Genomic DNA, 13,277 nt, shown 5'->3' with positions numbered 1-13,277 from the left:
TGATCGTATCCGCTATATGTGGTGAAAACGTGCATGAGTGACCACCTTCCGCCGAGTCGACGGGAGTCCCGTACCGCCGGAGAGCCGGATCAGCCGGCGCACGGGCCGTTCGGGAGCACTCTGGCCCGCAGGGGATGCACCAGCGGCTGACGCAGCACGAGGGGAGAACGGTCCCCAGGAGGCTCCAGCAAGTGGAGTACGAGGGTGCGCGTGGCGCCCGCGGGCAGCTCGACGTCGAGGGTGAAGACCGGGCGGCCCCGCTCGGCGCCGTGACTGAGCTGAGCGGGGCGGCCGTCCAGGGTGGCACCGGACAGGGTGGCCTCCGCACTCGCGTAGTAGGACACCAGCAGGCGGTTGTCACCCGGCCGGGTGTCGTAGGGCGGGGCATCCACCCGCTGGACGACGTACGGCGGGAGTCCCGACACCGGAGCCCGGTTGGTCAGGCGGACGGTCACGGTGACCTCGCGTTGGCCGTCGACGCACCGGCCCGGTGCCCACACGAGCCGGCGGTCGAGGTAGTAGTCGAGCTTCGTACCCGCCGCGTTGTTGACGACCAGTCCGGCCAGCGGAGCGGATCCTTCGGGCAGCGCTCCGCCGAACGACCGCGCCAGGAGCTCGCGCTGCTCCGCCGAGTGCCCACTCCACACCTTGATCCGTCCCTCTCCCAGCTGCCGGTGCAGCGCCGAGAAAAAGGCGGTCCGGCGCGCGGGGTCGGTCGAGGCACCGAGCAGCCGGATGGCCACCGCGCGCGCCACGTCGAGGAAGTACGACTTGCGCTGCCTGAAGTCCGGGTGGAGCGCGTAGCTGGCGCGCTCGCTGAGATCCACGACGTTGCGGGCGGTGACGGCGCTCCCGTCGGGCAGCCGGGCAGGGCCGGAGGCGGCGAGCAGCCCGGAGACCGCACCGGGGTCCAGGCCGAAGGCACCGTCCACACGCTGGCCACTGTGCCGCTGCCACGCCGCGGCCCAGATACGCGCCGCGTACGGGAAGTGCGGGCTCATGTTGGAGTTCACCCAGGTCCGGGTCGGGGCGCTGGGGCCGTAGAGCCCGTCGAACTCCGCTCCCAGGTCGACGTCCGCATACGCCTCGCTCAGCTCGGTGTCGTTCCCGAAGTGCTCGAAGCTCAGTCGGCCCCGGTCCGCCCTGAGCACCGCGAAGGCTCCCGGCAGCCCGCCCGTTCCACGGGCCTCGGCGGTGTTCTCGAACACCGCCAGGTACCGCCGCGGTCCGTCCGCTCCGAGCATCGAGGGCATCAACCGGGCCGCCGCGGCGGCATCGTGGGTGAGAGGGGCGATCCGATCGAGCTGTCGGGCGAGTTGGGTGCGCGCCCGGTCGGTGGCCGGCAGCCAGGTGCCGTGCGGAAGGGCGTCGACATCGGCACGCACCCTCGATCCGCTGCGCGAGGCCTGTTCGAGAAGGGGAGCCACACGGCGCAGCGCGGAGAGGTTCAGGTGCCGACCGTCGTCCGTCCCGGTGGATTCGAGCTCCGCGAAGGTGCGCACCAGGGGAGTGAGCACGTCGTGGGTCAGCCGGTCGGAGGCCTCCGCGATACCGCGTACGGTACGGAAAGGGCCGCCGAGAACGGGCAGATGGGCCGCCGGGAACCAGGCGGGGCCGGTGGTGAGCCGATGCGCCCGGGCGGCATGGCCGGCGGCGCTGCGCACCGCGTCCTGCGCTGTTGCGGTCCGCGTTACCGGTGGGCCGGCCGCGGTGGCCGGGTCCGCTGCGGGCTGCGCGAGGTCCTGCCGGCGCAATGTCTCCAGACTTCGCTGGGCGGCCAGCAGCTCATCGCGGGCGAGCACTCCGGTGACCGCGATCCAGGCGGCACCGGCCAGGAGCAGCCCGGCCGCGGCGTACAGCGGCATCCTGACGCGACGGTCGCGCAGCCGACGGACGATGGCGACGGGCAGCACCCGCTCCTTCCACCGGTGTGGAATCCGCCGGGCCCGCTCCGCACCGAGCGGTGGTTCCTGCACCCGCGACGAACCACGGCGAGACTCGGACATCTGGTGTCACTCCCTGGCTGATCTCGTTCGCTGGCTCCCTGGCCCCCCGCAACGCCCTGCGGGGGGTGCCGGGCGTGGAGGTGGGTCCCTCCCCGCGACGCTTGGGCGCCGGCTCAGTAGGCGCCGTCACCGCGCAGCACGGCGGGGAGGGTCCGCCAGAGGATCGCCAGGTCCAGCCTGAGCGACCAGGTGTCGACGTACTCCAGATCCAGGCGCAGGGCGTCCTCCCAGGCGAGATCGGACCGTCCGCTCACCTGCCACAGTCCGGTGATCCCGGGCCGGACCAGCAGGCGGCGGCGGGCCTCCCCGGTGAACGCCGAGTCCACGACCGGGAGCGGACGGGGACCTACCAGGGACATCTGCCCCCGCAGCACATTGACCAGCTGCGGCAACTCGTCCAGGGAGTAACGGCGCAACCACCGCCCGACCGCGGTCACCCGCGGGTCCTCGCGGATCTTGAAGAGGTGCCCGTCCGCCTCGTTGCACACCTCCATGGCTGCGCGCAACCGCTCCGAACCTACGCGCATGGTCCGCAACTTGAGGACGTGGAACTCCTTGCCCCGCCGGCCGGTGCGGCGCTGGCGGAACAGCAGCGGGCCCGGAGTGTCGAGCTTCACCGCGACGGCGGCGGCGAGGAGTACCGGAGCCACCAACAGGAGCAGGACGGCAGCCCCCAAGCAGTCGATGGACCGCTTGGCCGCCCGGACTCCCCAGTGCGCCCGCCGACAGGGAGCCGGCCGGTGATGAGCCGTCTTCGCGGTGGATACCGGCATTCCGCATCCCTTCACCTTCTGCGGCAGAACGGGTGAAACGTGCCCTGACTAGAGGCATTTCGACCCGCACGACGTCCCAATCGGGTCATTTCTGACTAATGAATAGAATCACGACATCGATCTGAGCTTCGGCAATGACACCGAAGCTTGCCCTCGTCCACCAGCCTGGGCGGGGCGGCCGAGAGGACCTGCATGCGTGCAGTAGTGACGGGTGGGGCCGGGTTCATCGGCTCCCATCTGTGCGAGCGGCTGCTTCAGGCGGACCACGAAGTGGTCTGCGTGGACAACTTCCTGACTTCCAGCCCCGAGAACATCGAGCACCTCATGGGCGACCGGCACTTCCAGTTCCGCCACTGGGACATCACTCAGGGCATGGACGAGCCGGGGCGGGTGGACGCCGTCATTCACATGGCTTCACCAGCTTCGCCCGCGGACTACCTGACACTGCCTCTGGAGACACTCCGAGTGGGCTCCGCCGGCACCTGGCACGCCTTGGACCTGGCCGCCGCCAAGGGGTCCCGCTTCCTGCTGACCTCCACCTCCGAGTCGTACGGCGACCCCCTGATCCATCCTCAGCCGGAGAGCTACTGGGGACATGTGAACCCCGTGGGCCCGCGTTCGGTGTACGACGAGGCGAAGCGCTTTGCTGAGGCACTGACGATGGCGTACCGCAGGAGCCGCGGTCTGGACGCCAAGATCGTGCGCATCTTCAACACCTTCGGGCCGCGGATGCGCCCGGACGACGGACGGGCGGTCCCCACCTTCATCCGCCAGGCGCTGCTCGGGGAGCCGATCACGGTCACCGGCGACGGCAGCCAGACCAGGTCCCTGTGCTACGTCGACGATGTGGTCGAAGGCCTGCTGCGCATGCTGGCCGGCGATCACTGCGGACCCGTCAACCTGGGCAATCCCCACGAGGTCTCCATGCTGGAGCTGGCGCAGTGGATCGGCAAGCTCACCCGGTCCCGCTCCGAGATCACGCTCACCTCCCGTCCCCAGGACGACCCCGAGCGACGGCGTCCGGACATCACCCTGGCCCGCGAGCTGCTGAACTGGGAGCCCACGACTCCCCTGGAGCGCGGCCTGTGCGACACCATCACGGACTTCCGCCGGCGCCTGACCCCCGGGGAGATCGCCGGGAGCGGCGCGCGGCCCGCCGGATCCACGCCGAGCTGTGAAGCCGCCCGCTCATGACCGCCCCGCCGAGCAGTCGGACGACATCGGTGACGGCGGCTCCCGTGGTCGAGTGCCTCGGTGTACCCATCACCGCGCACACCCGCGACAGTGCGGCCGGCCATGTCGTGCACCTGGCCGGCCGGATGCGCGAGGCACGCCATGGGCTCACCGACGGACCCGGCGCCTCCGGCACCCGGCGCGGCAGTGACGTACACCTGTCCAACGCCTACACGCTCGCCCTGGCCGACCGGGACCCCGAGCTGCGCGGCATCCTTCGCTCGGCCTCCCTCAACCTTCCCGACGGGCAGCCGGTCGTGTGGGCCAACCGGCTGCTCCATCGCAGTGCCGCACTGCCGGGCACACGTGTCTACGGACCCGACCTCCTCACGGACGTCTTCGCCCTGACTCAGCACACGGACCTGAACCACTACCTTCTCGGCTCCACGCCCCAGGTGCTCGACGCACTGCACCGGGAGCTGCGGCGGCGCTATCCCGGGGCGCGGATCGTCGGCACCTGCTCCCCGCCCTTCCGGCCCCTGACCGTCGACGAACGGCGGCAGCAGGTGGAGGAGATCCGTTCCGCCGGGGCGGACATCGTCTGGGTCGGACTCGGCACTCCCAAGCAGGACCGCCGGGCCGCCGAACTGTGCGACGCACTGCCCGTGGTGGCCGTGGCCGTGGGCGCGGCCTTCGACTTCATCGCCGGCAACAAGCCGCAGGCACCGCACTGGATACGGCACAACGGGCTGGAATGGCTGTTCCGGCTCGGCTGCGAACCACGCCGCCTGTGGCGCCGGTACCTGTTCGGCAACGCGCGCTTCGTCCAGGGGGTGGTGCGCCAGGCGAGCCGCCCCCTGCGAACCGGCGGCGGTGCGCTGCACCCGGCGGCCGATTGCCTGAATTCGGGCCAACTCGTCGGCCAGGTCCGGGAGACTCCCGGTGGGGTTCCTAGGGTACGGCCATGACGATCACTCCCGTGAAACCGTCGATGCGGAAGCTGCGAGAGCGTGGGCACGAAATCGGGCACGGCCACATCCCGGACTATCTGGGCATCGTCGAGCAGCTCATCGATCAAGTCGTTCCCGGTGGCGCCTTCCTGAGCGCCCCGGATCCCCTTGGGTATCCCCGCCGCTCCCGGCAGTCCACGAGCTTGGACCGCAACGCGTACTTCCTCGGGCGACTCGGACAGAGTCAAACGAGGCCAGCGAGGCCGACATGGTCGAGTGCCACGTCGTCCACGACGGCGCGGACGAGGATGCCCTGCGCGACCTGCTCGCTCCAGCCTTCCAGGAGGTGGAGGTCAAGCGGTACTGGTCCACCCAGTCGGGGCTGCTTCAGGCCGCCGGAGGACGGTTCTTCCCGACAACGGCCTTCGGACTCGTCGCCGGGAACCGCTGATGACACGGTCATCACGCTTGATCAACGACACGAATGCCGAGGACGGCCGAGTGAACGAGACAGCTCATCTCCGGGCCGATGGTCCGCCTGGGCGTCCCGCAACCCACCGAGTGGCGCTGGTGCACAGCTTCTACTCGTCACGCCAGCCCAGTGGTGAAAACGTTGCCGTGATGGACCAGTCGGAGGCGCTTCGTGCCGCCGGGCACGATGTCACCGTGATCACCGGGCACACCGACGACCTGGAAAGGGAACCCGGGTACGCCCTCCGAGCCGCCGTCCGTGTCGGCACGGGGTACGGCCGGTCGCCTCTGTCCGAGCTGCGCCGTCTGGATCCCGATGTGGTGCACGTCCACAACCTGTTCCCGAACTTCGGTACTGCCTGGCTGGCGAGCTGGCCTGGCGCGATTGTGGCTACCCTCCACAACTACCGTTCGGCCTGCGCAGCCGCCACGTTGTTTCGCAAGGGAAACATGTGCACGGCATGCCCAGATGGCGACAGCTGGGCGGGACTGCGGCACGGTTGTTACCGAGGATCGCGCACCGCCACGCTTCCCCTCGCCTGGGCCGGACGGCACGGTGCCGCAGCCCATCCGCTTCTGCGCCGGGCCGACCGGATGGTAGCGCTCTCCGAGCTCAGCCGGGACCTCTTCCTCCGCCTCGGAGTGGCGGAAGAACGCCTCGCTCTGGTGCCCAACTTCGCGGACGTCGAGCACGCGACCATGCGACTGGCTGCCACCCCGGAGCGAGCACATCGGGACTCCCGATGGCTCTATGTCGGCCGCTTGAGCGAGGAGAAAGGCATCCTGCCCCTGCTTCGGAACTGGCCGGAGAACGAGCCCCTCGATGTGATCGGGTCCGGCCCTCTGGAGTCCGCTTGCAGGGCGGCTGCCCCGACGGGTATTCAGTTCTTCGGGACCTTCCCACGTACTGAAATCGCAACCCGTCTACCGCGTTACATCGGTCTGATCTACCCCAGCGTCTGCCCCGAGAGCGCCGCCTCGCTCGTCTACCAGGAAGCTCTGGCTGCCGGGGTGCCCGTACTCGCCCTGGCAGGATCGGCGACGGCAGACAACGTCCACCGGATCGGTACGGGTGCCGTCTACACCGACCCTGAGCTTCCGCAGGCGCTCCGCGCGGCCCGAACCCACTTCCCCGAGCTTCGCAAACGGTGCATTCAGATGCATGCCCGGTACTACACCAAGCGGTCGTGGACGGAGGGAATTGCAGCCGTCTATGCCGACGCCGTCCAGCAGGCCGCATATCGCCGGGCCCGAGGTGACGGCAAACCTTCGCCGCGCTGACGCACGAGCGGTGGCGCCTGCTACTCCTGCTTCTTGGGTCGACTGTTCATCCGAATACCTCTCAGCGTGTCAATTGTGGATGCATGTCTCGCCGAAAATAGCATGGACGTGGGCCCATCTCCGGTTGTCGAGTCGCACTCGAAGGCACCCACAGGGAGAACGCATTGGCAATTGGAAGACCGACGATTGACATTCTCACGCCAAATATGAACTACCGCCAGTATATTGAGGATGCGGTGGTCTCGGTGGCACATCAGTGCTACCCCGGCCTCAAGCACATCGTGCAGGACGGGGCATCCATTGACGGATCGGTGCAACTGCTGGAGCACCTTGCGCGACAGCACCCGCAGTTGGATCACAGAAGCATGCCTGATCGCGGGCAATCCGACGCATTGAACCGGGCTGCTGCCCGTGCCACGTCGGACTGGATCGGCTGGCTGAACGCGGACGAGTTCTACCTCCCGGGCGGTGTCGCGGCGGCAGCCGATGTGATTGCCTCCGATCCGGAGGCAGATGTGATCTTCGGTGACTGCGTATTCGTGGATGCACACGGCAGGTACCTACGGCTCCTCCCTGCGCATCATTTTTCGCAACTCACCTTGAGGAATTACGGGTGCTTCATTCCGTCCTGCGCCACATTCGTGCGCCGTGGTTGCTTGACGCAGACGGCCTGGGATCCGCGGATGCGCAGGGTCATGGACTGGAATCTATGGCTCTCACTGGCGGCCGACGGAGCACGTTTTCGCTACCTGCCCCGCCCGTTGGCGGCATATCGGATTCATGACGCTCAGGTCACGCAGCAACCCACCGAAAGGCACCAGGCCGAGATCGATCTCCTGTCTTCGGTGCACGGCCTGCCCAGGACAGCACCGGCTCGGCGTGCCTGCCGGATTCTAGGCATGTCGGTTCATGCTGCCCACAAGGTGGTGAGCCATGGCTACATCAGGCAGCTGCGAGCCAACCGGCTGGCCCGGGGTAAAGATCTTCGCTGGTGGCTGAACGACACTGCACACCGCCGGGCCAATCAGCTGGTGAACGGATGGGCTGCATCTTGAGACCAGGCAGCGAGACCGAACTTCCAACCGTGACCAACAAGAACAGGTTCGTCAGATGATGCGTTCAGGATGGACCGGATACGACGTCAAGTTCGTCAACGAGGACAAGGTGGAAAGCTATACCCGCCAATACGCTGAAGGAAGCTACGACGACCACGTGTGGCGTCTCGAAAGGCCTGTCCTCTTGGAGCACCTTCGAAGGGAACGGGTAAGACGCGGACGACTCAGGGTTCTCGACTTTGCCTGCGGGGCCGGCCGTATTCTACGGGAACTGGTAGAAGTGGCGGACGAGCTAACGGGCGTGGACATCTCCGTGGAGATGACCAAGCGTGCGGCCGAATCCAGTCCGGGAGTGCTCATCAGAACCGGCAACGTACTCACCGAGAACCTACTGGCGGGCCCGTACGATGCTGTCACTGTCTTTCGATTCCTCCTGAATGCGCCCGAAGAGATCAGGGTTCCTGTCCTCCGCAAGATCAGGCAGCACATGGAGCCAGGTGGTCTCCTCATTCTGAACAACCATGGCCACTTTCCCAGCCTGAGGTCCATCGCAGTACGCGTTCCCAAGAGCAGACCGGAGCGACCAAGCGAGCTGCGGCACCGGGACATCGTCGAACTGCTGCAGGCATCCGGTTTCCGGATGGAATCCCGCCGCGGCTTCTCGGCTTTCCCACCCGTCCTGCACCGCAATCTGCCTGCCACTGCCCTGAGAAGGGCCGATGCGGTCGCATGCAGGCCGACGCTGCAGAGGATCACCGGAGGACTGATGGTCGAGCAGCTGTACATGGCGAGGGCTGTGAAATGACAAAGGTGGACGTCGGGCAGTTCACATGGCAGCGCGGGCTGATGCGCGCCGGCCCACTGGGGCGGCGTATCGAGTTGCGGAGCACGGGCGGACGACACGGCACGGCAGCCGCCCGCGTCATCTATCGGCCGTTGCGACCCGCCGGCCGTGCGGCTGCCTTCTTCGACCGGCTCCTGATGCGTGTGAGGCTCGGGCCCAAGGTCGACAATCCGTTGACCTTCGCGGACACCTTCCTTCACGTACTGCCCAAGGAAGTCGACGGCATGGCCTTCATGCACTCGTCCACGCCAGGAAGAGGCATCGCCGCCCTCTCTGCTTCCGGCCGCCCTCGCTATGTACTCAAGGTTGGCACCCGCGACGACCAACGTCTCCAGAACGAAGGGCACGTCCTCACAAAGCTCCCTTCAATGGGGCTTCCGTTCGACGTCCCCGAACTCCTCTTCGCGGACTTCGTGGGTGACCACTTCGTGGTGATGAGCCGCGCCTGGCCGAACTGCCGTGAGGCGGCACTGCTCTCCTGCGACGAACTGCTGGACATCACGGTGGCACTCGGCAGATCAGGCAACGGCAAGTGCTCCGTAGGACACGGCGACTTGGCGCCCTGGAACATCCTCAGAACTCCCCAAGGGCTGGGCATTGTCGACTGGGAGAGTGCATCGCTCGCCCAACGTCCCCTGCGGGACGTCATTCACTATCTCGTCCAGGCGGGTGGACATCTCGGATGGGTCGACGCGAGGACCGTAGTCCGTGAACTGACCGGATCCCAAGGGATTTTGGCACAGCTTGCCACGCGCATCGGTTGCCCTCAGCCGGAGGTCGACCAAGCACTCCAGTCCTACTTCGCTTCGCTCCCTGCGGCGAACATCCGACGGGTGCGCGGTTTTCGCGACAACGTCGCCTCGGAGCTGGGCCTCAAGGTCGCCTGACTCCACGCATCCCACAGACCTCCGCATGGCCGCCTGAGGAAATCGTGAGCGGATTCGCCGAGGTCTCGGGACGGCGTGTCCGAGCCCACTACGCTGCCGTGGAGTCACGACGAGCGAAGACCCGCCGATGGCATGGGACGGTCACACACAGAAAGTGAGCGCCTGCGGAGGCGAGCACGGGGCCGATGGGTCCCAGAAGGTGGGCCAGCGGAACGGATGCCGCCAGGTTGACGCCGGCCATGAGGACGGCTAGCACGGCCTGGAAGCGGAGCCCTGCCGGATCCGAGAGCCACATCGCCACGGGATAGTTCACCGCGTGGGTGAGGACCAGTACCGAGAAGGCAGCCATCAGACCCGGCCCGACCTCAGCACGGCCGTGCAGCATCCAACTTGCCACAGTGGGGCCGGCGGTCACCAGGAGGACACCAATCCCCAGGCCGCCTGCGGAGAAATACGCCGTGAGCCGCAGAAGGTTACGGCGTGGTGTCTTCGTAGAGGTATGACGGTGCCTGCTGAACACTCGCCAAAGCGGCAGCGCCGCCGCCGCCACAAGCGCGGAGGCAGGCGCGTAGAGCTGGGCTCCCGCCGAATAGACGGCCACGGCGACGGGGTTCGTGATACTGCTGAGGACAAGTCGGTCGGCACCATAGGCGACGGCGGAGGTCACCTTGATCACGGCCATCGGTCCTGCCAGTTGGATGATCCGGGTGTCTGGGAACCGACGAAGCGGAAGGAGTACGACACGCAGCAGGCGCATCCTCAGCATGCGGCCGGCGAGCAACAGACTGCCCACTCCGGCGGCACACTGCCCGATGAGCACCGACGCGGCGAAGACGGCCGGGGGCGCGTCATATGCGGCGCCCAGCAGCACGACGGTCAACGCGATGAGCGTGCCGGCTCCTTGCAGGAGCACGGCGAAGTGATAGCGGCCCAAGCCCCCGAGCACTGACCCACCCAGGCTGAGGGGCAGGCTGCAGCCGAACAGCACGGATACGACAGCGATGCACGGGGCGGCGCCCGGTCCGGACGTGCTGGCGAGGAGTGCGTCGGCCGCACCCGAGACAGCCGTCAGCACTCCGCAAACGGCAATGGCAGAGCCTGCGCACAGAAGTGTCCGGGCACCCGCGGTGATGGTGCGGAGCATGTGCTCGCGGTTTCCACTGGAAAAAGCGTCGATCACGGCGGCTCCGACACCGAGCTCGGAGACCGCGAGCAGGCTCGGCAGGGTGCTGACCAGAGCGACGAGCGCATAACCAGCAATTCCCAGAGTGTCGACGATGCTGCGCGCCGACGCCAACGTGGCGGCTCCCGCGAGAACGAGCACGGCAGCCTTTGCATAAAGGGACCTCAAGACCGCCTGTAGGTCGGATCTGTATCCGACTGAGGAAATGTCAGGGGCGTCCGCGTGCGAGCTTTCTCTTGTCGATGAGCCCATTGATTTCACTTCCTGTGGGCCGGTTCACCTCTGGCGACTGAGCCGGTCTTCCTCAACGGCGCGCCGACCAACTGTTCCGATGGGCCACCAGTTGGTTCGAGTCTTCAGATAGACGGCCGCCGCAGCCGCCGAGGTGCCGAAGTACACCCCGTGCAGTCGGCTCCAGGGTGAGAACAGGAGATCCCACAGCAGCAGGCTGAGGAGGAAGCTGAAGACCAGTATCGATGACCTGCTGGAGGCGCTGATCGAGGTGAGCACGGCAGCGCCCAGGAGGCCAACCGGGAAAACAAGACCCGGTACTGCCAGGATCCCGGTCTCCAACCATCGCTGAAACAGGATGGAATGGATGAGGAGTCCTTTACCGAAGTAGTAGTACCGCTCGTGAGGCCCCTCAACGCCGCCGTTGACGGCACGCCACGCCCTGAAGAAAACGCTTCGGCTGTGAGCACTCACATGCGGCTTGACCCCTCGCCCGATCACTGGCGACTCAGCCACCAGCGCCAGGGATCCGGCGATCTCGGGCCGGGCTCCGATGACAGCGCCGCCTTCGGAGTCCGCCTGCCTTGACCACTTGATCTGCTGTTCTCGCCCTAGAGTACCGTCGCTGGCCAACTGCCCGTATACCGAGTAGAGAGCCACCAGGAGGCAGCTCAGGACGATACCCACCCATACGCAGCGCGACCAGCGGCGACGGCCGGGTGGCCGGCCGGTCAGCCCGGTGAGCACGGTGACGAGAAAGGACACACAGGTCACGAGGAACAGCGAGCGGAAACCGCTGAGCAAGTTGAATAGGCAGATAGCGCTGGTCACCAAGACGGCCACTGTGAAGTGACCGCGGGAAAGCAATGCCGCAGCCAACAGGATGCAGCACATCGTGATGACGGGACCCAACGCGTACTTCCACGGATCGACGTGGTAGCTGGGCGCCTTGTACAGTACGTTCGCGGCGATCAGGCCGGTTATCAAGGAGCAGACGAACGTCCTGGCGACGGCCGAGCCCTGGCAGAAGGCCCACACGGCGCCGAAGAAGCTCAAGGCGATGGTGCACGGGTAGGAGAGGGCAAGGCAGACATTGAACAGCCTGTCTCCTGTGATCAGTGACGTGATCACAATGCCGAGCGCCCATACGAGAAGGAGCACGAAGAGCCAACGCGCCGTACGCAGCCTCCACGCCACCGGCAGGAATACCGGCAGACCGACCAGCACAATGAAGTGCGTGAGCGTGAGCCCGCCACGTGGGTGGAACGACGGGACGTTACCCAGCCCCAGCAGCACTGCGGTCGCCAGTTCCATGCCGGACTTTCGGATCTGGCCACCCGTGCGCATCTTCGGATACGAAGTCTGCCGAAAAACCCCCTCAGTCATACCTGGCTTGATCCGCCGACGTACCTTTGTTACCGAAGACTCCGCGGCCCGGTATACAGGGACTGCGTTCACCGGCTGCCCGCTCGGCCAAGTGGCACGGCATCGCCCATACTCCGCACAGGGTCCAGCGCGGCCATCCTGTCGGCAAGGGTCGGGGCCGCCAGCAGTACGCAGCCCCGACGTGCCCCGGTTTCCTCGCTCGAGGGGCAGTTGGGCCAGAAGACCTGGTACGCCCCGACCGCATCGCCCAGGTACTCGATCGACAGCTGTGTCCCCGCGTATGTGTCGAACCCATAACCGGGGTCATCGGGTACCTTGAAGTCGTCGATCAAGATCAGCGAGTCTGTCCAACCCTCGGTGATGATGGCCACCTCTTCGCGCAGCGGAAGATCCTCCTCCCAGTGAGCATCGAGATAGAAGAAGATGCGGGACTTCGGGAAGGAGGAGTTCTCGCGAAGGCTCTGAAGTGCCTTCCTTGAGTCCGACTTCATCACTCTGATCTCTGTGACATCCCGGAACCGCCGGGTTGCCAGACGAGCGAGGGCAGGGTCCTTCTCAACGGTGTACACGGGGCGTCCGGAAACATGCCACAGAAACTGCGTGGTGGCACCGCGGTAGGTTCCGGATTCGAAGACGGCGTCCGGCTGAAGCTCCTGAAGCAGGGAGCGGAACATCTCCTGTCGGAATCGCTGTCCGTTCAGGGCGGGCCTGGACTGATAGAGCCAAGGGTGAATCCTGCGGATACGCACGATCGGCTTACGCATGCGTCCCAGGAGAGAGGCAGTGACCGTTCGGGCAGTCTGCTCGGTCTGGCTGATTTCCATGGGATGCGTTACTCCCTCGCTCGTTCTGCGTCATGGGCTGCGGACGTCGACGGACACCGCAGAATACGAAGTGAATCCATCTGGTTGGTTCATGCCGGTGATGCAAACTCGATGTGCCGATTGTTTGGGGTGTCATCCACCCGGGCGGAGAACTGCCGACACCTTCACTTCCTCGCGACCATCGATTTGGGAAGCCCGGCGAAGCGTTCGATC

Annotated in this window: 12 protein-coding genes; 7 read left to right on the top strand and 5 right to left on the bottom strand. The window is 66.4% G+C overall.

The window, feature by feature from the left end:
* Positions 1–89: 89 nt before the first annotated feature.
* Together HDA41_RS17680 and HDA41_RS17675 are read right to left on the bottom strand one after the other, a co-directional pair.
* Positions 90–2,006: a DUF4012 domain-containing protein gene (locus HDA41_RS17680; protein ID WP_230299605.1), complete on the bottom strand. Its 1,917-nt coding sequence runs from the start codon at positions 2,004–2,006 to the stop codon at positions 90–92.
* Between the two features lie 113 nt (positions 2,007–2,119).
* The gene (locus HDA41_RS17675) at positions 2,120–2,779 is read right to left on the bottom strand and encodes a sugar transferase (RefSeq protein ID WP_184985072.1); all 660 of its coding nucleotides are present in this window, start codon (positions 2,777–2,779) and stop codon (positions 2,120–2,122) included.
* A gap of 192 nt (positions 2,780–2,971) precedes the next feature.
* Here HDA41_RS17675 and HDA41_RS17670 point away from each other — a divergent pair, with 192 nt between their 5' ends.
* From HDA41_RS17670 to HDA41_RS17640, 7 genes are all read left to right on the top strand, one after another.
* Positions 2,972–3,973: a UDP-glucuronic acid decarboxylase family protein gene (locus HDA41_RS17670; RefSeq protein WP_184985070.1), complete on the top strand. Its 1,002-nt coding sequence runs from the start codon at positions 2,972–2,974 to the stop codon at positions 3,971–3,973.
* Positions 3,970–4,920 carry a WecB/TagA/CpsF family glycosyltransferase gene (locus tag HDA41_RS17665; protein ID WP_184985068.1) on the top strand — a complete coding sequence of 317 codons (951 nt, stop codon included), beginning with the start codon at positions 3,970–3,972 and terminating at the stop codon, positions 4,918–4,920. Before HDA41_RS17670 ends, HDA41_RS17665 begins: the two co-directional genes overlap by 4 nt.
* A gap of 250 nt (positions 4,921–5,170) precedes the next feature.
* Positions 5,171–5,353 (top strand): hypothetical protein, encoded by a 183-nt coding sequence (locus tag HDA41_RS17660; RefSeq protein ID WP_184985066.1) that lies wholly within the window; start codon positions 5,171–5,173, stop codon positions 5,351–5,353.
* A 17-nt stretch (positions 5,354–5,370) separates the two neighbouring features.
* On the top strand, positions 5,371–6,654 hold the full coding sequence (locus tag HDA41_RS17655; protein ID WP_230299604.1) for a glycosyltransferase family 4 protein: 1,284 nt from the start codon (positions 5,371–5,373) through the stop codon (positions 6,652–6,654).
* Between the two features lie 164 nt (positions 6,655–6,818).
* On the top strand, positions 6,819–7,709 hold the full coding sequence (locus tag HDA41_RS17650) for a glycosyltransferase family 2 protein (RefSeq protein WP_260423334.1): 891 nt from the start codon (positions 6,819–6,821) through the stop codon (positions 7,707–7,709).
* A 55-nt stretch (positions 7,710–7,764) separates the two neighbouring features.
* Complete coding sequence (locus HDA41_RS17645; RefSeq protein WP_184985060.1) at positions 7,765–8,514, top strand: class I SAM-dependent DNA methyltransferase; 750 nt, start codon at positions 7,765–7,767, stop codon at positions 8,512–8,514.
* Complete coding sequence (locus tag HDA41_RS17640) at positions 8,511–9,440, top strand: protein kinase family protein (protein WP_184985059.1); 930 nt, start codon at positions 8,511–8,513, stop codon at positions 9,438–9,440. Before HDA41_RS17645 ends, HDA41_RS17640 begins: the two co-directional genes overlap by 4 nt.
* A gap of 88 nt (positions 9,441–9,528) precedes the next feature.
* Here the strand turns inward: HDA41_RS17640 and HDA41_RS17635 are convergent, their stop codons facing one another.
* The 3 genes from HDA41_RS17635 to HDA41_RS17625 form a co-directional block, all read right to left on the bottom strand.
* On the bottom strand, positions 9,529–10,764 hold the full coding sequence (locus HDA41_RS17635; RefSeq protein ID WP_184985057.1) for a lipopolysaccharide biosynthesis protein: 1,236 nt from the start codon (positions 10,762–10,764) through the stop codon (positions 9,529–9,531).
* Positions 10,765–10,899: 135 nt separating this feature from the next.
* Positions 10,900–12,201, bottom strand: coding sequence for a hypothetical protein (locus HDA41_RS17630; protein WP_184985055.1), 1,302 nt, complete (start codon positions 12,199–12,201; stop codon positions 10,900–10,902).
* A gap of 107 nt (positions 12,202–12,308) precedes the next feature.
* The gene (locus HDA41_RS17625) at positions 12,309–13,064 is read right to left on the bottom strand and encodes a class I SAM-dependent methyltransferase (protein WP_184985053.1); all 756 of its coding nucleotides are present in this window, start codon (positions 13,062–13,064) and stop codon (positions 12,309–12,311) included.
* Positions 13,065–13,277 lie beyond the last annotated feature (213 nt).

Origin of the sequence: Streptomyces caelestis (genome assembly GCF_014205255.1) — a bacterium.
Lineage (GTDB): Bacteria > Actinomycetota > Actinomycetes > Streptomycetales > Streptomycetaceae > Streptomyces > Streptomyces caelestis.
The sequence above is the reverse complement of the archived record's forward strand: the minus strand, read 5'-3'. Positions and strand labels throughout refer to the sequence as shown.

What these genes read in the sequence shown, in the direction of transcription:
- HDA41_RS17670 (WP_184985070.1), top strand. Translation starts at nt 2,972, where the DNA reads ATGCGTGCAGTAGTGACGGGTGGGGCCGGGTTCATCGGCTCCCATCTG.
- HDA41_RS17680 (WP_230299605.1), bottom strand. Translation starts at nt 2,006, where the DNA reads ATGTCCGAGTCTCGCCGTGGTTCGTCGCGGGTGCAGGAACCACCGCTC.
- HDA41_RS17675 (WP_184985072.1), bottom strand. Translation starts at nt 2,779, where the DNA reads ATGCCGGTATCCACCGCGAAGACGGCTCATCACCGGCCGGCTCCCTGT.
- HDA41_RS17645 (WP_184985060.1), top strand. Translation starts at nt 7,765, where the DNA reads ATGATGCGTTCAGGATGGACCGGATACGACGTCAAGTTCGTCAACGAG.
- HDA41_RS17665 (WP_184985068.1), top strand. Translation starts at nt 3,970, where the DNA reads ATGACCGCCCCGCCGAGCAGTCGGACGACATCGGTGACGGCGGCTCCC.
- HDA41_RS17640 (WP_184985059.1), top strand. Translation starts at nt 8,511, where the DNA reads ATGACAAAGGTGGACGTCGGGCAGTTCACATGGCAGCGCGGGCTGATG.
- HDA41_RS17630 (WP_184985055.1), bottom strand. Translation starts at nt 12,201, where the DNA reads ATGCGCACGGGTGGCCAGATCCGAAAGTCCGGCATGGAACTGGCGACC.
- HDA41_RS17660 (WP_184985066.1), top strand. Translation starts at nt 5,171, where the DNA reads ATGGTCGAGTGCCACGTCGTCCACGACGGCGCGGACGAGGATGCCCTG.
- HDA41_RS17625 (WP_184985053.1), bottom strand. Translation starts at nt 13,064, where the DNA reads ATGGAAATCAGCCAGACCGAGCAGACTGCCCGAACGGTCACTGCCTCT.